The sequence below is a fragment of the Rhodococcus sp. NPDC060090 genome, assembly GCF_042729855.1.
Taxonomy (GTDB): Bacteria; Actinomycetota; Actinomycetes; order Mycobacteriales; family Mycobacteriaceae; genus Rhodococcus.
Genome location: NZ_JBHWXB010000013.1, coordinates 175,276 through 192,762 on the forward strand (window position 1 = coordinate 175,276; position 17,487 = coordinate 192,762).

The window sequence follows — 17,487 nt, forward strand, 5'->3', positions numbered from 1 at the left end:
CCGGGCGTAGCGGTCGAATGGGAAACGTCTGGCACAGGGGTCGATGCTAGGCGAGTAGTGAATCGTTCTGCTCGACCTGATCCGGAGAGTGACGCATCGCAGTTAGCATCGGTCAGCATGGAGATCTCCTCGGCGATCGGCAGTCGCCTCCGTCGATCGGGGATCTCCGATGTCCGAGACGACAGCACCACCCGCGCGATGTACTCGTCCGACGCATCGCTGTATCGGGTGCCGCCGCAGGTCGTGGTGCGGCCGCGAAGCATCGACGAGGCGGCCGCGACCCTCGACGTGTGCCGCAGTGAAGGAGTGCCGCTCACCTCGCGCGGCGCGGGGACGTCACTTGCGGGCAACGCCGTCGGCACCGGGGTGGTGCTCGACTTCTCCCGGCACCTGGGACGCGTGCTCGAGATCGATCCCGAGCAGCGCACCGCCCGCGTGCAACCGGGCGTGGTGCAGGCCGCCGTGCAGCGCGCTGCGGCACCGCACGGCCTTCGATTCGGACCGGACCCGTCGACCCACAACCGCTGCACGATCGGCGGCATGATCGGCAACAACGCGTGCGGTGCGCGTGCGCTCGGCTACGGCCGCACCTCCGACAACGTCGTCGGCATCGAGGTTCTCACCGGAACCGGGCATCCGCTCTCGCTACCCGGCGGTGATCCGATGCTCGAGCCGCTCCGCGACCTCGTCGCCGCGAACCTCGCGACGATCCGCACCGAGTTCGGCCGCTTCGGCAGGCAGGTGTCCGGATACGGCCTCGAACATCTACTCCCCGAAAACCGCTTCGACGTGCGCAAACTGTTCGTCGGTAGCGAAGGCACCCTCGGCGTGCTCACCGAGGCGACCATCCGGCTCGTTGCCGATTCGCCGGTGCGCACCATGGTGGTCCTCGGCTACCCCGACATCGTCGCCGCCGGAAACGCCGCCCACACGCTGCTCCATTTCAGCCCGACTGCCTGCGAGGGCCTCGATTCGCGCATCGTCGACATCGTCCGCACCCGCCGCGGGCCGGGCGCGGTGCCGCCGCTGCCGCGGGGCGCGGCGTGGCTGTTCGTCGAACTCGTCGGCGACGACTACGTCGAGGTGCACGACCGCGCCGTGTCGATGGTCGACGTCTCCGGAGCGATCGACGCCCTGCACATCGACGATCAGGCACGCGCCGCGGCGCTGTGGCGAATCAGGGAAGACGGGTCGGGGTTGTCGGCGCGCAGTCCGCGAGGACTTCCTGCGCACGCCGGGTGGGAGGACGCTGCTGTCCCCCCGGAGCGCATGGGCGACTACCTGCGTGATTTCGAGCAGCTCACCGACAGCTACGGCATCACCGGATACCCGTACGGGCACTTCGCCGACGGCTGCATCCACATCAGGCTCGACGTGCCACTCGAGATGCCCGGACTGTTTCGCGAATTCCTTTTTGCTGCAGGACGATTGGTGGCATCGTACGGCGGTTCGATGTCTGGGGAACACGGCGACGGACGGGCCCGCAGCGAACTGCTGCCGCTGATGTACTCCGCCGACGCACTCCGCCTGTTCGGGGCAGTCAAGTCGGTGTTCGACCCGGAGAACCTGCTCAACCCCGGCGTCCTCGTCGATCCCAGGCCAGTCGACGCCGACCTGCGCGTCACCGCGGCGCCCGCACTCCGCGCGGGTCTCGCATTCCGGTACCGCGAGGACGGCGGCAACTTCACCCAGGCCGTGCACCGATGCACCGGCGTCGGGAAGTGCCGCGCCGACACCACCGCTGTCGGCGGGGTGATGTGCCCGTCGTATCTCGCCACCCGCGAGGAGAAGGACTCCACGCGCGGCCGGGCACGTGCCCTGCAGGAAATGCTGAACGGGTCGCTGGTGACCGACGGGTGGTCGTCGCCGGAGGTGCACGAGACCCTCGACCTGTGCCTGTCCTGCAAGGGCTGCGCGTCGGACTGCCCCACCGGTGTCGACATGGCGACGTGGAAATCGGAGGTACTGCACCAGACCTATCGCGGAAAGCGGCGCCCGATCAGTCACTACACCCTCGGTCGGCTACCTCAGTGGGCGGCGCTCGCCTCACGAATGCCGAAGGCCGCCAATGCGATCACGAAATTTCCCGGCATAGCATCGGCGGGTCTGCGGCTCGGGGGCATGGACACGCGCCGGAACGTGCCCGCCTTCGCGCCCCGCACCTTCCGTCGATGGCTCGCCGACACGGCCGGGCAACGCGCCCGCACAGGCGAACCCGTGCTGCTGTTCGTCGACACCTTCACCGACTACTTCACGCCCGAGGTCGGTGTGGCAGCGGTGGAAGTCCTCGAAGCCGCCGGATATCGCGTCCGCGTGACCGAGAAGCAGCAGTGTTGCGCGCTGACCTGGATCACCACGGGGCAGCTCGATGACGCGCGAAAGATTCTGGGCCGCACCGTCACCGAACTTTTCCGCGCCGGGACTCCGATAGTCGGGATCGAGCCGTCATGCACGGCGGTATTGCGTTCCGACACCGTCGAACTGCTCGGATCCGAGCCTGCACGTGTCGTGGCTGAGTCCACCCGTACACTCGCCGAACTGCTCGGCGACTGGGAACCACCGTCGCTGGCAGGCACCACCGTCGTCGCCCAGCCGCACTGCCACCACCACGCGATCATGGGGTGGGATTCCGACGCCGCGCTCCTGAAACGTGCGGGCGCGGAGGTCACCCGGCTCGGCGGCTGCTGCGGCCTCGCCGGCAACTTCGGGGTCGAACGCGGCCACTACGACGTGTCGGTCGCGGTCGCGAACAACCAGCTCGTCCCCGCCGTCGAATCCGCCGCCCCCGACACGGTGGTGCTCGCCGACGGCTACTCGTGTCGTACCCAGCTCAGCGACCTCACCGATCGTCGCGGAACTCACTTGGCGGAGCTGCTCGCGTCGCGGTTGCCGTAGGGGACAGGGCCGCATCGTCGACCACAATGTTCGTGCCCGTCGTAGCGAGTGACGTGGCGGTGAGGCCGAACATCCGCAGGAAAGAGTCGCTGAAGTGGGACGGCGACGCGAACCCTGCCGACATGGCGGCGCTCGTGAAATCATTGCCATCCGAAATGGACCGGGCGACGTGGAGCATCCGCACCCACAGACGATACCGACCGAAACTCGTGCCCGTCTCCCTGCCGAACAACCTCGAGAAATGGGATGTGGAGAGATGCTCGGCGCGAGCGAGATCGGAGGCGTTGCGACGAAGGGGCGCATCCGAGTGGATGCGCCGGACAGTGCGGACGATGCGCGGATCCAGGTCGCTGTGGCGCGGTCCTGTGGCCAGGGTGGCGATCGCGGCGCCGTCCGAAACCGGCCCTCTGCAGAGCCGGACCAGAGCGGCTTCGTCACGGTGGTCGGTCCAGAACAGATCTTGTCGTAACGCCATGCGGGACGCGTGATCGCGTCCCAGTGTCATCGTGACATCGGAGTAGCAGAAGAGGATTCGGCTGCCGGGTGGAGAGATCACCTGGTGGACGACACGCGGAGGCACCAGCGCGCTTCGTGTGACCAGATCTGCTGCGCCCTCCACGCGCAGCGTGAACAGATCGTCGACCCCGACGATGACGCAATGTACCGAAGTGGAGTGCGGTGCAAGCTCCAACGAGGGACCGAGATAAGTGGCGCGCCCAGCGCCGATCCACAGCAGAGGTTCCTGGGAAGAAGATTCCGGAGGAGCGCACGTTTCTGGAAGCGCGGCGTGGGCCATGTGCGCAAGTCTAGAGACCAGAGAGACAGTCACGCAGACACACACGAAGGAGCAGCAAATGTTCGGTACTCGACTCGGTTCGGTCTTGATGGCGGGCGTCGGTTTCGCGCACCTGGTCCCCGCAACGGCGATGATGTCACGAGACCGTGTCGAGGATGTTTACGGCATTACTGTGAACGACTCCGACACGGAACTTCTTCTGCGGCATCGTGCAACATTCTTCGGGCTCATCGGCGTCGGGTTGATCGTCGGTGCTGTAGATCCGCGATACCGGATCGCAGCACTGGCATCGGGTGCGCTGCCTCTCGGGTCGTTCGTCGTTCTCGCGAACACCATCGGCACCTCGAACGATGCGCTGACCCGTGTCGCACGAGTGGACGTCGGACTCCTCGGCGCGCTGGCGACAGCGGCACTCGCGTCCAGCCGAGGGGTTCACCATCCGCGGCGTCGTCCCTTGCTGCGTTTGTCGTTGACCGGGCGTGGTCCGAGTTCGTAGGGGATTTTCAGGATGCGGCGGGTTTTGGCGTCGATGTCACAGTTACCGGAGGCGACGGAGTGGAGGATGCCGTTGTAGACGAGGTCCCACAGGTCGGGGTTGCCCTGGATCTGGCTGATCTTGAACGAATGGATTTCGTTGCCGTGTGCGTCCTTCAGTCGGAGGACGCGGTTGGTGCCGTCGGCGGAGAAGCGGATGCGGGTGAGGTGATATGTGTCGACCCAGCTGCTGCGCCACTGCACCCAGGTGGCACCGGCGGCGGCCCAGTGGTTCCTTGTGGCGCCGAACATCACCCATGCACTCGCGGCCATGATCAGCCAAATGCCCCACCAATTGATCCACCGGAATCCTCCGTTGGTGAGGGTGAGATACGCGACTGCAATCCCGACCATCATGAGCGCGGCGATGTACGGATCGCGGGCGGTGGGCTGAATCCATTCGAGGGTGGGGCCCAGATGGCATGGCGGTGCAGGGGGATTCCGTGGCTCTCGGTCGGAGGGTGTGTTCTGCGTGCCCCGATGAATCCGTGGAGCGCGGGGCGGTCGGGGTTCGCCAGTGGTCGGATCGGGGATCGGGGGCAGGTCGGTTGAGTTCATTCAGTCCTCAGAACAGGTTTCCGACCCAGCGCGCCGCCGAGCCGGCGGCACCGGAGATGTCGTCCCAGTGCTCGATGGCTTCACCGACGCCGAATGCGACCCCGACTCCGGCGCCGACGGCGAGCAGGGTGACTGGGCCGCCTGCGGCACTGGCGAGGATCAATTCGGTGGCGATGGTGCCCGCGACGAAACCGCCGACGTCCTTGGCGACCGCCTTGACTGCGTCGCCACCATTGTCGGCATCACTGACGTCGGAGTAGGTTTGCAATGCGGTCAAGCCCAACCCCACGACAGGGACCTTTGATCCGATTTGTGATAGCGCTGACCCCTTCGGGAGATAGTCGTCTGCGGTACTTCCGAGAATCTGGACGAATTTGTTATCACCGAACCCGGCGAGCAGCCGGGAGTTCTCCGCAGCGAATCGCGCCGCGTCGTCGGCTCCACCTTGGAAAACCCGAACAGCTCTGGCTGCGGTGGCTTCCGGGTACGGGTCGCCCAACCGGGCTGCTTCCGCGGCCAGTTCCTGCAGCCGGGCCAGGTTCGCGCCTCGACTGTCGGCGAGCGGCCCCCATTTCGCCAGCTCGGAGAAGGCGGTCCCGACATATCCGGTGACTGCGAACGCGGCCAGCCAACCCCACTGGGCCTCCGCGTCCTTCAGGAGCGTGGTCGGCCCGCGCAGTGCTTCCCTGAACGTGCTGTGCGCTGCGACCTCGATCCCGCGACCCTCCGCGACGAGCCCCGCCGCAGTCTCGTACACCACAACTTGCCGTGCTCGAAGGATTTGGGGTGCAACGTCATACGAATTCGGATCGACTTCGACCGGATCACCGATCCCGGAACCGAACTCCACAGGGATTCCAGCGTCCGACGCGACCGTCTCGGCCTGCGCCATCCGTGCCTTGGCGGTGACGAGCTCATCGGCGAATACACGCAGGGCGGCGGCAACCACGTCGATCTCGTCCGCGGCCTCGGTGGTTCCGGCGATGATGCGGTCCAGCGTCAACCGGAACTCGTCACCTGCCGTGCTCCTGAACTCGTACTCGGACTCCGTGCGGCCGTCGCGCACCGACTTCAGCTGATCCTTCACACCGGTCGCGAGAGTGGCGAGCGAATCCGCGCACGCGTAGCACGAGGCAGGATCGCCGAAGACATAGGTGTCGAGGCTCATTGTTCACCGGCCTTCGCGATCTCCTGCGCGTTGTGATCATCGGTTTCCTGGTAGGCGCGCAGACTGTCCTGGGTGAGGTCGGCTGCATTGGCCAGCGACCGTACAGCCACGTCCAAGGCGGATGCGATCGATCCGAGAGTATCCACGAGCAGCACGGTGGACGCACCAGCATCCGGTATTTCGGCAGCGTCGGATCCGAGGTCGTTGATTCCGATCGCTCCGGTCGCCAGACGTCTCGCAACCGAGTTGAGGTCTCCGATTTCGATGCTCACCGGGTTCCTGTTCGTCCGATCGGATCCTGCAGCCAGCCTCTAGGCCGCCGGGATTCGTCCTCGGTCGCACTTGGTGGCGGCGGTGGTGGCTGTGCGGCGTCGAGCAGGACCAGGTCGTATCCGGTGTTGCGGTGGATTTCCCGCAGTCCGGCGCTGTCGACACCCATCCACGGCTGCCGCGGTCCGCAGCAGCGCACCAGTTCCTGGAGGGACGTGTAGGCAGCTAATGCCAGTCGGCCGTCGAGCAGAGTGCGCATCTCCAGCTGCACCTGCCCCGACTCGTCGCGGCGCCTGGTCGGCACATACAGAATCTCACTCATCGAATCCCCCGATCCTGTCGCACCCCCGCACGACCCGCTGCGACACTACCTCAGCGGTGATGAGTTTCCGCACGGCGCCGGGTCGGTATCGGTGACATCAGCGCATCGACTCGAGGAGATCATCATGACCACCCATTCCGCCACCAACCACGGCACTCACACCCACGCCGAAACGCCCGGTCGGGGCGCGCACATCGCAGGTCTGATCGTGAGCGGCCTCGTCGTCCTGTTCCTGCTCTTCGACTCGGTCATCCACATCATGAACACCTCGCAGGTGCAGGAGGCCATGGCCGATCTCGGCTTCGATCCGAGCCTGAACAGGGTGTTCGGCATCGTGCTGCTCATCTGCCTCGTGCTCTACGTCGTGCCGACGACCGCGATCCTCGGCGCTGTGCTGCTCACCGGATACCTCGGCGGAGCGGTCGCGACCAACCTGCTCACCGAGCAGCCGATCGTCAGCACCACACTGTTCCCGATCTACACAGGAATCTTCGTGTGGGGCGGATTGTGGCTGCGCGACAACGGAGTTCGAAACATCATGCCACTTCGGCGCGGGTGACCACGGCAAACGGCCCCACCTCGGTGATCGTGAAACGTGGATCGTCGAACAGGGTCTCGGGGAAGGTGACCGTGTATCGGCGGACATTCGGGTCGTTCGGGTAGACGTCCTCGGCCAGCCGAAGTGTGTAGCCCTCGGCGCCCTGTCGGAAGACGATGGCGTCGGGGGCTCGCCACTGCAGCGAATCCCACGCGGAGAGAAGCTCTTCGGACGATCCGAGTTCCGACCATTCTTCGATCGCCGCTGCACGACCCGCGAAGTCTGCGAGGGGATTCGCGTAGTGCGACGTCAGCGCCTGGAAGCCGAAGTACGGGTAGTACGCGAGGAACGCGGTGTCGGCGGTGAGGATCACGTGGTCGTCGCGCTCGTCGCCGAGTTGCGAGCGCAGCGTCTCGTCGATCTCCGCGTAATACGACGCAGCGCCTGCCGGTCGCTGGTCGGCCCGCTCACCGCTGCCGTCGGTGTCGGTGTAGGCGACGGTGATCTCGTTCCCGAGAACTTGCGGAATGTTCTGGGTGAACGCCAGCGCACCGAGCGCGCCCACCGCGACGAGCACCCGCCGCACATTCGGGTTGTCGCTCGTGGCGAGGCTGATCCATCGCGAGAATTCGACGAACGCGAATGCACCCGCCGTACCGAGTAGCACCAGCAGGATCACTTCGAGCCGGAACGCGAGCAGCGTGTTGCCCAGCGCAGTGAACGCCATCGACCCCAGGAACCACAGGTACACAGAGACGACGCCGAGCCCGAGCGCCTGAGCTCGCCGCGATGACGTCGCCCGCCCGATCAGCCACACACTGCCGAGCAGACACAACAAACCGATCAGCGACATGTGGAACATCGGCAGCGGCAAGCGTGCGCCGGTGTCGGGAAGGTAGTGGGTCGCGGATCCCGAGCCGGCGGTCGAACCGCCCCCGAGCACGTCGAGCAGGAACGGCGCCCACACGATCAGCGCGACCACCCCCGCGATCACCGCGATGGAGACGAATCGCACGAGCACCGGCATCACGCTGCGCCACGAACCTTCGGCCCGCTTGGCGAGCACTGCCGCAGTCAGCGCCATCACCGTCACCGCGAACGCGGCCAGGCCCAAGTACAGCGTGTAGAACGTCGCGGCGATCCCGAGGAACAGGCCGGTACCCACCACCGCGCCCCACCCCTGCCGTGCGCGTTTCTGGTAGTCATCGCTACCAGAAACGCGCACGGGGTTGAGGGCGCCCCAGGCCAGCGCCAGAGCCGGTGCGATCAGCAGAGCGATCACCGCGCCGTACGGTTCCGGCGACCCGTACGCCAGGACGATCACCGTCGATGCGGTCGCCACCAGCACCGCGAGATCCGACCGGACGAGTTCCGACCACAGCACAAGCGCCACGACCGCCGCGACCGCCAATGAGGCGATGGCATAGGGCTTGAATGCCTCCCAGCCGTCCATCCCGAGCAGGTTCGCGACACGGCCACCGATCCAGAACCAGCCCGCCGGATAGAAGGGGGGCATGTCGGCGTAGTTCATGTCGCGCAGGGCCGCGCTGTCGGTGAGTCGCGTGAGGAACTGCGTGCGGAACTCCTGGTCGACGGAGATTCCGTGCAGATACAGCTTCGTCGCGGCCAGCGGCATGCCCAGCGTCGCGGTGACGAGGCCGGACAGCGCCGCCCACGACAGCACGTGCGCGCCCGTCACCCACTTGCGGTGACGCAGCAGGTAGATCGAGCACCCCAGCGCGGCCAGCGCGACGAACTGCATCACCGTGGTGACGGCCTGAGTGACGTTCGACGAATTGAACGCCGGCCATTGCACTCGCGCGAACGCGAACAGTCCCACTGCAGAAACGACGATCGCGACGACCACGGCCGCAACCATGCGACCGGCGGTCGTCGCGACCTTCCGAAACGGAGCGACGGGGATGACGGTGGGACTCTCGGCGACTGTCACGGGACCCGAGCCTAGTGAAGCTGTGGGTACTGGCGGTGTAGCCGGGTCCGTGACGGTGTAGCCGGTGCCGTCAGATCGGCAGCTTGCGGAAGACGGCGCGCGGAATGTGCCGCAGCACGATCATCACGAACCGGAACGGGCCCGGTGCCCACACGATTTCCTTGCCCTTGTCGGACGCAGATACCGCGAGTGCGGCGACGTCTTCCTTGTTCACGGTCAGCGGCGCTTCGTCGACGTGCGCGCTGAACTTGGTGCGAACCTGGCCGGGGCGCACCACGGTGACGCGGGGACCGAACGGGCGGAGCGCCTCGCCGAGACCCAGGTAGAAGCCGTCGAGACCGGCCTTCGACGAGCCGTACATGAAGTTGGCACGCTTGACGCGCTCACCGGCCACCGACGACATCGCGATGATCCGGCCGAAGCCCTGCGCCTTCATCTTCTCGCCGATGAGTACACCGACGGACACCGACGCCGTGTAGTTCACATTCGCGACGCGGACGGCCTTGGCCTGGTTCTGCCAGAGTTCCTCGGAGTCACCGTCGAGACCGAATGCGACGACGGCGATATCGACGTCGCCACCTGCCCATGCCTCCTCGATGACCTTCGGGTGGGATTCGGTGTCGAGCGCGTCGAAGTCGATGACGTCGACCTTCGTCGCACCCACAGCATTCATCTGGGCGACGGATGCGTCGCGCAGCGGGTCGCCGGGCAGCGTCGCGAGGATGACGCGGGCGGGTGCCTTGCGCAGGTACTCCTCGACGATCGTCAGGCCGATCTCGGAGGTGCCACCGAGCAGCAGCAGGGTCTGGGGGTTACCGACGGCGTTGATCATCAGTGGAGTTCCAACCTTCTGGACATATCGGAGGCGAAGACGTTGGTGGGGTCGACCGTGCGGCGCACCTTGAGCCACTCGTCGATCCGCGGATACATCGAATGGAAGGTCTCCGCGTCGGTCCGCGAATCCTTCGCGGTGTAGAGGCGACCGCCGAATTCGAGGACGCGCTTGTCGAGTTCGCGCACGAACTCGTTCAGGCCCGCCTTGATCGGGAAGTCGACGCAGATGTTCCAGCCCTTCATCGGGAAGCTCAGCGGCGCCTTGTTGCCCTCACCGAACAGCTTGAACACGTTGAGGAACGAGTAGTGCCCTGACTGCTGGATGTCGACGATGATCTTCTTGAACTCGTCGACGGCCTCGGGCGGCACCACGAACTGGTACTGCAGGAATCCGCCCGGACCGTAGGCGCGGTTCCACTCGCCGAACATGTCGAGCGGGTGGTAGAACTGCGTCAGGTTCTGGACCTTGCCGGTGTAATTGCCCGACTTGCGGTACCAGACTTCGCCCACCGCCGAGAAGGTGTACTTGTTCGCCAGGCCGTTCGGGAAGATGTCAGGGAAGGTCAGCAGCGTCGGCGCGTCGAACTTCAGCGGGTTCTTCTGCAGCTTCTTCGGCAGCTGATCGATCGTCGCGAGGGATCCTCGCGAGATGGCGGCACGGCCCAGTTTGGGCTGCGGCGCGACCGCATCGAACCATGCACTCGAGTAGTCGTACTTCTCCTCCGATCCGTCGCTGTGCACGGCGATCGTCTCGTCGAGGGACGAGGTGACCAGACCGTCGGCGATGAAGTACGCCGTCTCGGTGGGCGTCATCTCGATGGTCGCGCGCAGGATGATGCCGGTAAGACCCATACCTCCGACGGTCGCCCAGAACAGCTTGGCGTTGCGCCCGGAGGGCGTGCAGGTGCGGACCTGACCGTCTGCGGTGAGCAGGTCGATCGAACGCACGTGGTTGCCGAAGCTGCCCGCGCTGTGATGGTTCTTGCCGTGGATGTCGGACCCGATGGCACCGCCGATCGTGACCTGGCGTGTGCCGGGCAGGACGGGAACCCACAGGCCCAGCGGCAGCGCGGCGCGCATCAGCTGATCGAGGTCGACACCGCCGTCCACCACGACGCGGCAGGTGGCGCGGTCGATGCTGTGGATCTTGTTCAGCGTTGTCATGTCGACGACGAGCCCACCTGCGTTCTGTGCGGGGTCGCCGTAGGAACGGCCGAGGCCGCGCGCGATGACACCGCGACGCAGGTGCGACGGCTTCGACTCGTTGTCTTCCGCGACGCGCGCGACCGCCTGGGCGATCAACTCGACGTCGGGAGTGGTGAGCACCTCTGCGGTGGTCGGCGCAGTGCGCCCCCATCCGGTCAGGGTGCGTGTCTGGGTGGGGAGAGGCTCGCTCGCCTGCTCTTCAGCTGTCGTAGACATCGGGGTAGAGGCTACCCGCGTCTGCTCACTACCCGGCAAGATGCCGTAGGTCACTCGTCGTTATTTGGTGAGAATCTCCATGTTGTGGCGGTGCGGGTTGTGCCGGGACGGGCGCTACCCTCGACTCCGTGCCCGAACCCCACGACCATCTGCAGCCGCTGCCGGAACATCACGCTCCGCTCGCTCCCGAGTTGCCGCTGACCGACTCGACCGCCGACGACGCGCTCGACCTCAAGACGCAGTTGGTGCGGTTCGTGCTCACCGGTGGACTGTCGGCGATCGTCGACTACGGCCTGTACGTGCTGCTCATGACGCTGGGCGTCACGCGCGACGCGGCGAAGGCCGTCTCGTTTGTCGCGGGCACCACCACCGCCTACCTCATCAACCGCCGCTGGACTTTCAAGGCCGAGCCGAGCCGTGTGCGCTTCGTCGCTGTCGTGATCCTGTACGCGGTGACGTTCGCCGCTCAGGTCGGTATCAACAGGGTGCTCAACGAGTCGCTGGCCGAGGCGTGGTGGGTCACCCCGTTCGCCTTCGTCGTAGCCCAGGGCGTGGCGACGGTCATCAACTTCGTCGTGCAAAGGGTCGTGATCTTCCGGATCCGCTGAACTTCGGTGGGTTTTTGCCCGCTCAGTGGGCACAATCCCACCAAGATCTCAGGCACGGCGGCTCAGAGCGTGTTCGATCTGTCTGAGCACACCCTCTGGATCGTCGTTCAGTGCGTGCCATGTAAAGCGTAAGACGTGCCAGCCGGCGTTGACGAGGACGTTCTGGCGCTCGGCGTCCATCCGGAAGCGGTTGGAGTCGCGGTGCCAGGCCCAGCCGTCGATTTCGATAGCGACACGTTCCGCCTCGAATGCCACGTCGAGCTCGTAGCCGCAACTCCGGACGTGTGCGCGCCACCCGATCAGGCCGGCAGCCCGCAGGAGGCGGTGGAGGATCCGTTCGGCTTCCGAGTGCCCGCCGTCGCCGGCAGAGCACAGCAGTCGCGCTGCCGCACGTGCGCCATGACGGTGCGAGTTTCTGCGATGGGCGCGCTCGAGTCGGGGGAGTGACGTATGCCGTTGTAGTGCGCGGTCCATGAGCACGGACCCGTTGGGCATTTCGACGGAGGCTTCGAGGACGGTCAATTCCAGGGCAGTGACGGGGAGGTTTCGCACCACCACGGTGTCTTTCCACGGCAGATCACGGCGGCGGATGCAGATGCTGTGGTGGCGAGGACGCGTCCGATGGTGAGGGACGGTCACGTAGTGTCGTGTCGGTGGTTTGTCGAGGAGGCCGTGCCACCACGCAGCGCTCGGCCCCCAGGCGACTGCGTCGAACCCGGCTCCGTACACCGCTGCGCGTAGCAGAACCGAGGGAGTTTCTTCCCTATCGGCGCGCATGTAGACGCCCGGAGCGAGCGTGCACCACTCGCCGGACTGGACGTGTCGGGCTACGGCAGACGAACTCATGCCGCTTTCGAGGGCCTGAACGCGAGTGACGACGCCGTCCTGACGAGACATGATCGAGTGGATTGCTTTGCGGCTCACACCTTGTTCGACGCATTGGCGCACTGAACGGTTCCTGCAGTAAATAGTTTTGGTGGGTTTTTGCCCGCTCAGTGGGCACAATCCCACCAAGGTGTTACAGGTGTGGGAGGCGCCCCGCCGCACGCGCTTCGGCGAGCGTCGGCGCGACACGGTCCTTCGCCGACAACTCGTACTCGAGCCGGCGACCGCCGTGTCCGACGGTCGGCCACTCGATCCCGATCGCCGGATCCAGCGGGTGAACCTCGTGCTCACGCGCCGGGTCGTAACCCGTCGAGCACAGGTACATCACCGTCGAATGGTCCTCCAACGCCAAGAACCCGTGCCCCAGCCCTTCGGACAGGAAGATCGCACGACGATCGACAGTGTCGAGCAACACCGAATCCCACTGTCCGAACGTCGGCGACCCCACCCGCAGATCGACGACGAGATCCAGCACAGACCCCGACACGCACGTCACGTACTTCGCCTGCCCCGGCGGCACGTCCGCATAATGGATTCCGCGCAGTACTCCCGCCGCCGACACCGAGCAATTGGCCTGGGCGAGATCGAGTTCCCGGCCCGTCTCCTCGGCGAACGTGGTCTGCTTGAACCATTCGAGGAACACGCCCCGGTCGTCACCGAACTGCTTCGGCGTGATCTCCCACGCGCCCGCGATCTTCAGTTCGCGATAATCCATCTGGTTCAGAGGTCCTTTCCCTGCGCGAGAAGATCCAGCAGATACGTGCCGTAGCCCGACTTCACCAGCGGATGTGCCAGAGCAGCGAGCTCGTCGTCGGTGATGAATCCGCGTCGCCACGCAACTTCCTCGGGCACACCGATCTTCAAACCTTGACGTTGTTCGATGGTGCGCACGAAGTTCGACGCATCGAGCAGTGAATCGAATGTGCCGGTATCGAGCCATGCGGTTCCGCGAGGCAGTACCTCGACCTGGAGTCTGCCCGCCTCGAGGTATGCGCGGTTGACGTCGGTGATCTCGTATTCACCACGCGTGGAAGGCTTCAGCGACCGCGCGATCTCCACGACATCGTTGTCGTAGAAGTACAGGCCGGGCACCGCGTAGTGGGACTTCGGGTCGACGGGCTTCTCCTCCAATGACAGTGCGTGACCGTCGGAATCGAATTCGATCACCCCGTATGCCGACGGATCGGAGACCCGGTAGGCGAACACCGCTCCGCCGTCGACTCTGGCGAATCGCCCGAGCTGCGTCCCGAGTCGGGGTCCGTAGAAGATGTTGTCGCCCAGCACCAGCGCGACAGGTTCGGTGCCGATGTGATCGGCGCCCAGGACGAATGCCTGCGCGAGCCCGTCGGGCTGTTCCTGGACGGTGTAGGTGATCTCGATTCCGAACTGCGATCCGTCGCCGAGTAGATGCCGGAACTGGTTGGCGTCGTGCGGGGTGGTGATCAGGAGAATGTCGCGGATTCCGGCGAGCATCATCGTCGAGAGCGGGTAGTAGATCATCGGCTTGTCGTAGACGGGAGTCAGTTGCTTGCTGATGCCCAAGGTGATGGGGTGCAGCCGCGAACCGGTCCCGCCGGCCAGGATGATTCCGCGCATGCCGGTCAGTGTCCCATGGGTAGGGTTGGCGCAATGAAGATGCTCGTCACCGGGGGTGCCGGATTCATCGGCGCGAACTTCGTCCACCAGACCGTCGCCGACCGCCCCGACGTGGCCGTCACCGTCCTCGACAAGCTCACCTACGCCGGCAACATCGATTCCCTCGGCCCGGTGAAGAACAAGATCACCTTCATTCGGGGCGATGTCGCCGACGCAGACCTCGTCGACCGGCTCGTCGCCGACACCGACCTCGTGGTGCACTTCGCCGCCGAATCCCACAACGACAACTCCCTGCACGACCCGTCGCCGTTCGTGCACACCAACCTCATCGGCACATTCGCGCTGCTCGAAGCCGTCCGCAAGTACGACGTGCGATACCACCACATCTCCACCGACGAGGTGTACGGCGACCTCCCGCTCGACGACCCGGCGAAGTTCACCGAGTCCACCGCCTACAACCCGTCGAGCCCGTACTCGTCGACCAAAGCGGGCTCCGACCTGCTCGTCCGCGCCTGGGTCCGTTCGTTCGGGGTTCGCGCCACGATCTCGAACTGCTCGAACAACTACGGCCCGTACCAGCACGTGGAGAAGTTCATCCCCCGCCAGATCACGAACGTGCTCACCGGAGTGCGGCCCAGGCTGTACGGCAGCGGCACCAATGTGCGCGACTGGATCCACGTCGACGACCACAACCGCGCGGTGTGGACGATCATCGACAAGGGAGTGATCGGCGAGACCTATCTCATAGGTGCCGACGGCGAAACGGACAACCGCACGGTCGTCGAGACCGTTCTCGAGCTGTGCGGCAAGGACCCGGGCGAGTTCGATTTCGTCACCGACCGGCCGGGTCACGACCTGCGCTACGCGATCGACGCGACCCGGTTGAAGACCGAACTCGGCTGGCAGCCGGTCTACCAGGATTTCCGCTCCGGCCTGCACGCGACCATCTCCTGGTACCGCGCGAACGAGGCGTGGTGGCGGCCTACCAAGGAGGCGACCGAAGCCGTCTACGGTCTAACCGAGCGCACCCTCGAATCCTGAGCGCAGGCCTCCTAATGGGCAAACAACGCATATTTCGTGATCGTCACCAATCGGTCGCAACTCTCACGTGACGGGCGGGCCGCGGTGTTCTCGCTGCTAATGTCGCATCCGGACCAACAGGATCGACGAGATCGGGGAGTTACTCGATGGAGCAGGCACCTGCCGGCGACACGACAACAGACGGAAGCAATGTCGACGCGCTGGAGGATGCTCTCGTCGAGCCCACACGCCGCGACCGGCTGATCGTCCAACGCGGACTGTTCGGGTCCCTCTCGTCGCGTGTACCCGAGAAGATGTACGTGGTCACCAAGGGCGACGCCGCCGCCGACCGGCACGGACTTCAGCTCGCCGAGGGCGCGACCGCTCACACCAACACCTACTTCGGAAGGTTCGCCGCGAGCTTCTGGCAGCGCTGGACCGCCGTGAAGACGGTGAATCTTCAGCTCACCTACGCCTCGTCGGGCAGCGCGACCTTCACGGTGTGGGCATCCGATGCCCGCGGTCGCGAGCGCGTCGTCACCGTCGAGAAGGTATCGGGTTCGGACGACCTCGATCTCGAGCTTCCCATCGAGCGGTTCGTCGACGGTGGCGCGATGTGGTTCTCCGTGGAGTCCGACAACGGCTCGTTGCTCATCTCCGATGCCCGCTGGACGGTCGCCGCTCCCGAGCACCTACGACCGGCCGCGGTCGTCATCTGCACGTTCAACCGCGCCGACGACTGCACCATCACGGTCGACACCCTCGCCTCCGACGACGATGCGATGGCCGACATCGATGCGGTGGTCATCGTCGACCAGGGCACCGACCAGGTGCGTTCGCGTCCCGCGTTCGCCGAGGTCGAGGAGAAGCTCGGCAAGAAACTGATCTACCTCACACAGCCGAATCTGGGTGGCGCGGGCGGATTCTCCCGCGGCATGTACGAGATCACCGGCTCGCCCAACTCGGCGCACGCCAACGTGATCGTCATGGACGACGACATCCTGTGCGAGCCGGAATCCGTTCTGCGGCTCAACGCGTTCGCGAACATGACGGTGGAGCCCACGATCGTCGGCGCGCAGATGCTGTCGCTGAGTAACCCGCAGATGCTGCATGTCAGTGCCGAGCGAGAGGTGCTCGACGAGATCACCGCCGGCGAGCTCACCCCCGGCGCGAAGATGGGCATCGACCTCGTCAAGAAGAAGCAGGATGCCCGCTTCGACGCCGGTTGGAACGGCTGGTGGACGTGCCTGCTGCCCGCCGAGATCATCGCCGAGTGCGGCCTGCCGATTCCACTGTTCTTCCAGTGGGACGACATCGAGTACGGGATTCGCGCCCGCTTCGCCGGGCACCCGACGGTCACGCTGCCCAATGCGGGTGTGTGGCACGCCGACTTCCACCTCAAGGACTACGACGACTGGGCGCGATATTTCAGTATCCGCAACGGTCTCGTCGTGTCCGCGCTGTACGGGCGGTTCGACGGCAACGACATCTCGAAGTACCTGTTCCGCAAGATCAGCGAGCTGATCGTGTCGATGCAGTACGGGCTGGCCGCCACTTTCATCAAGGCCGCCGAGGATTTCCTCGCCGGGCCGGACTTCCTCTACGACGGCGGTCAGACGGTGCTGCGCGAACTGCGCGAGTTGCGCGACCGCTACCCCGAGACGAAGCCGCTCCCCGCGTCGCAGGTGGGCAAGGAATCGGATCCGCACACCCAGATGAAGGTGTGGGAGTTCGAGCCCGACAAGAAGCGCGAGAGTCTCGTCCTCGTCAAGCGGGCGGTGCAGCAGTTCCGGGGCAAGGTCGATCGCAGGCAGGTGACGGTTCCGGCACACTTCGCGAACTGGTGGCACGTGTCGTTGTTCGACACGGCCGTGGTCACCGACGCGTCGCAGAACGCGGTGCGGGTGCGCCGCCGCGACAAGGACACCGCCGTCGAACTCGCGAAGCACGCCGCGAAGGTGTGCTGGCGACTGCGCAAGGAAGCCCCGCAGATGAAGAAGGTGTGGCACGACGCCATGCCCAAGCTGACCAGCCGCGAGAACTGGGCGCGTCTCTATGGCATCGATGAGTAGACAGCACCGATGATCGGA

The 17,487-nt window shown here is 65.5% G+C and carries 17 protein-coding genes; 6 read left to right on the forward strand and 11 right to left on the reverse strand.

Annotated features, from left to right (window positions below):
* Positions 1–117: 117 nt before the first annotated feature.
* Positions 118–2,895 carry an FAD-binding and (Fe-S)-binding domain-containing protein gene (locus tag ACFWCF_RS18930; protein ID WP_378564452.1) on the forward strand — a complete coding sequence of 926 codons (2,778 nt, stop codon included), beginning with the start codon at positions 118–120 and terminating at the stop codon, positions 2,893–2,895.
* Here the strand turns inward: ACFWCF_RS18930 and ACFWCF_RS18935 are convergent.
* The gene (locus tag ACFWCF_RS18935) at positions 2,840–3,691 is read right to left on the reverse strand and encodes a helix-turn-helix transcriptional regulator (RefSeq protein WP_378564455.1); all 852 of its coding nucleotides are present in this window, start codon (positions 3,689–3,691) and stop codon (positions 2,840–2,842) included. The two genes, ACFWCF_RS18930 and ACFWCF_RS18935, sit on opposite strands and share 56 nt — an antisense overlap.
* A 58-nt stretch (positions 3,692–3,749) precedes the next feature.
* Here ACFWCF_RS18935 and ACFWCF_RS18940 point away from each other — a divergent pair, with 58 nt between their 5' ends.
* On the forward strand, positions 3,750–4,187 hold the full coding sequence (locus ACFWCF_RS18940; protein ID WP_378564458.1) for a hypothetical protein: 438 nt from the start codon (positions 3,750–3,752) through the stop codon (positions 4,185–4,187).
* On the opposite strand, the gene ACFWCF_RS18945 is transcribed toward ACFWCF_RS18940, so the two are convergent.
* The 4 genes from ACFWCF_RS18945 to ACFWCF_RS18960 are packed head-to-tail and all read right to left on the reverse strand — an operon-like array spanning position 4,124 to position 6,543.
* Positions 4,124–4,783: a hypothetical protein gene (locus tag ACFWCF_RS18945; protein WP_378564461.1), complete on the reverse strand. Its 660-nt coding sequence runs from the start codon at positions 4,781–4,783 to the stop codon at positions 4,124–4,126. The genes ACFWCF_RS18940 and ACFWCF_RS18945 overlap by 64 nt on opposite strands.
* A 7-nt stretch (positions 4,784–4,790) precedes the next feature.
* Complete coding sequence (locus tag ACFWCF_RS18950) at positions 4,791–5,951, reverse strand: hypothetical protein (RefSeq protein WP_378564464.1); 1,161 nt, start codon at positions 5,949–5,951, stop codon at positions 4,791–4,793.
* Positions 5,948–6,223 (reverse strand): hypothetical protein, encoded by a 276-nt coding sequence (locus ACFWCF_RS18955; protein ID WP_378564467.1) that lies wholly within the window; start codon positions 6,221–6,223, stop codon positions 5,948–5,950. Before ACFWCF_RS18955 ends, ACFWCF_RS18950 begins: the two co-directional genes overlap by 4 nt.
* Positions 6,220–6,543, reverse strand: a complete 324-nt coding sequence (locus ACFWCF_RS18960; RefSeq protein WP_378564470.1) for an SAV_915 family protein — start codon at positions 6,541–6,543, stop codon at positions 6,220–6,222. The genes ACFWCF_RS18955 and ACFWCF_RS18960 overlap by 4 nt, the downstream gene beginning before the upstream one ends.
* A 124-nt stretch (positions 6,544–6,667) precedes the next feature.
* Here ACFWCF_RS18960 and ACFWCF_RS18965 point away from each other — a divergent pair, with 124 nt between their 5' ends.
* Positions 6,668–7,102: a DoxX family protein gene (locus ACFWCF_RS18965; protein ID WP_378564473.1), complete on the forward strand. Its 435-nt coding sequence runs from the start codon at positions 6,668–6,670 to the stop codon at positions 7,100–7,102.
* Here the strand turns inward: ACFWCF_RS18965 and ACFWCF_RS18970 are convergent.
* The 3 genes from ACFWCF_RS18970 to ACFWCF_RS18980 form a co-directional block, all read right to left on the reverse strand.
* On the reverse strand, positions 7,080–8,960 hold the full coding sequence (locus ACFWCF_RS18970; RefSeq protein ID WP_378564556.1) for a galactan 5-O-arabinofuranosyltransferase: 1,881 nt from the start codon (positions 8,958–8,960) through the stop codon (positions 7,080–7,082). The genes ACFWCF_RS18965 and ACFWCF_RS18970 overlap by 23 nt on opposite strands.
* A 142-nt stretch (positions 8,961–9,102) precedes the next feature.
* Positions 9,103–9,864: a decaprenylphospho-beta-D-erythro-pentofuranosid-2-ulose 2-reductase gene (locus ACFWCF_RS18975; RefSeq protein WP_378564476.1), complete on the reverse strand. Its 762-nt coding sequence runs from the start codon at positions 9,862–9,864 to the stop codon at positions 9,103–9,105.
* Positions 9,864–11,288, reverse strand: coding sequence for an FAD-binding protein (locus tag ACFWCF_RS18980; protein WP_378564479.1), 1,425 nt, complete (start codon positions 11,286–11,288; stop codon positions 9,864–9,866). Before ACFWCF_RS18980 ends, ACFWCF_RS18975 begins: the two co-directional genes overlap by 1 nt.
* A 128-nt stretch (positions 11,289–11,416) precedes the next feature.
* Between ACFWCF_RS18980 and ACFWCF_RS18985 the strand changes: the two genes are divergently transcribed.
* Positions 11,417–11,896 carry a GtrA family protein gene (locus ACFWCF_RS18985; protein WP_378564482.1) on the forward strand — a complete coding sequence of 160 codons (480 nt, stop codon included), beginning with the start codon at positions 11,417–11,419 and terminating at the stop codon, positions 11,894–11,896.
* Positions 11,897–11,944: 48 nt separating this feature from the next.
* Here the strand turns inward: ACFWCF_RS18985 and ACFWCF_RS18990 are convergent, their stop codons facing one another.
* The 3 genes from ACFWCF_RS18990 to rfbA form a co-directional block, all read right to left on the reverse strand.
* Positions 11,945–12,793 (reverse strand): DUF559 domain-containing protein, encoded by an 849-nt coding sequence (locus tag ACFWCF_RS18990; RefSeq protein WP_378564485.1) that lies wholly within the window; start codon positions 12,791–12,793, stop codon positions 11,945–11,947.
* 121 nt (positions 12,794–12,914) lie between these two features.
* On the reverse strand, positions 12,915–13,496 hold the full coding sequence (locus tag ACFWCF_RS18995; RefSeq protein WP_378564488.1) for a dTDP-4-dehydrorhamnose 3,5-epimerase family protein: 582 nt from the start codon (positions 13,494–13,496) through the stop codon (positions 12,915–12,917).
* 5 nt (positions 13,497–13,501) lie between these two features.
* The gene (gene rfbA / locus ACFWCF_RS19000; protein WP_378564491.1) at positions 13,502–14,377 is read right to left on the reverse strand and encodes a glucose-1-phosphate thymidylyltransferase RfbA; all 876 of its coding nucleotides are present in this window, start codon (positions 14,375–14,377) and stop codon (positions 13,502–13,504) included.
* 33 nt (positions 14,378–14,410) lie between these two features.
* On the opposite strand from rfbA, the gene rfbB reads away from it, so the two are divergent.
* Both rfbB and ACFWCF_RS19010 read left to right on the forward strand, forming a co-directional pair.
* A complete protein-coding gene (gene rfbB / locus ACFWCF_RS19005) occupies positions 14,411–15,418 on the forward strand; it encodes a dTDP-glucose 4,6-dehydratase (protein ID WP_378564494.1) in 1,008 nt (335 codons plus the stop codon).
* A 146-nt stretch (positions 15,419–15,564) separates the two neighbouring features.
* Positions 15,565–17,469 (forward strand): glycosyltransferase, encoded by a 1,905-nt coding sequence (locus ACFWCF_RS19010; protein ID WP_378564497.1) that lies wholly within the window; start codon positions 15,565–15,567, stop codon positions 17,467–17,469.
* Positions 17,470–17,487 lie beyond the last annotated feature (18 nt).

Coding starts and splice junctions, on each gene's coding strand:
- ACFWCF_RS18980 (WP_378564479.1), bottom strand. CDS start 11,288: ATGTCTACGACAGCTGAAGAGCAGGCGAGCGAGCCTCTCCCCACCCAG.
- ACFWCF_RS19010 (WP_378564497.1), top strand. CDS start 15,565: ATGGAGCAGGCACCTGCCGGCGACACGACAACAGACGGAAGCAATGTC.
- ACFWCF_RS18995 (WP_378564488.1), bottom strand. CDS start 13,496: ATGGATTATCGCGAACTGAAGATCGCGGGCGCGTGGGAGATCACGCCG.
- rfbA (WP_378564491.1), bottom strand. CDS start 14,377: ATGCGCGGAATCATCCTGGCCGGCGGGACCGGTTCGCGGCTGCACCCC.
- ACFWCF_RS18935 (WP_378564455.1), bottom strand. CDS start 3,691: ATGGCCCACGCCGCGCTTCCAGAAACGTGCGCTCCTCCGGAATCTTCT.
- rfbB (WP_378564494.1), top strand. CDS start 14,411: ATGAAGATGCTCGTCACCGGGGGTGCCGGATTCATCGGCGCGAACTTC.
- ACFWCF_RS18950 (WP_378564464.1), bottom strand. CDS start 5,951: ATGAGCCTCGACACCTATGTCTTCGGCGATCCTGCCTCGTGCTACGCG.
- ACFWCF_RS18965 (WP_378564473.1), top strand. CDS start 6,668: ATGACCACCCATTCCGCCACCAACCACGGCACTCACACCCACGCCGAA.
- ACFWCF_RS18975 (WP_378564476.1), bottom strand. CDS start 9,864: ATGATCAACGCCGTCGGTAACCCCCAGACCCTGCTGCTGCTCGGTGGC.
- ACFWCF_RS18960 (WP_378564470.1), bottom strand. CDS start 6,543: ATGAGTGAGATTCTGTATGTGCCGACCAGGCGCCGCGACGAGTCGGGG.
- ACFWCF_RS18940 (WP_378564458.1), top strand. CDS start 3,750: ATGTTCGGTACTCGACTCGGTTCGGTCTTGATGGCGGGCGTCGGTTTC.
- ACFWCF_RS18945 (WP_378564461.1), bottom strand. CDS start 4,783: ATGAACTCAACCGACCTGCCCCCGATCCCCGATCCGACCACTGGCGAA.
- ACFWCF_RS18930 (WP_378564452.1), top strand. CDS start 118: ATGGAGATCTCCTCGGCGATCGGCAGTCGCCTCCGTCGATCGGGGATC.
- ACFWCF_RS18970 (WP_378564556.1), bottom strand. CDS start 8,960: ATGGTTGCGGCCGTGGTCGTCGCGATCGTCGTTTCTGCAGTGGGACTG.
- ACFWCF_RS18990 (WP_378564485.1), bottom strand. CDS start 12,793: ATGTCTCGTCAGGACGGCGTCGTCACTCGCGTTCAGGCCCTCGAAAGC.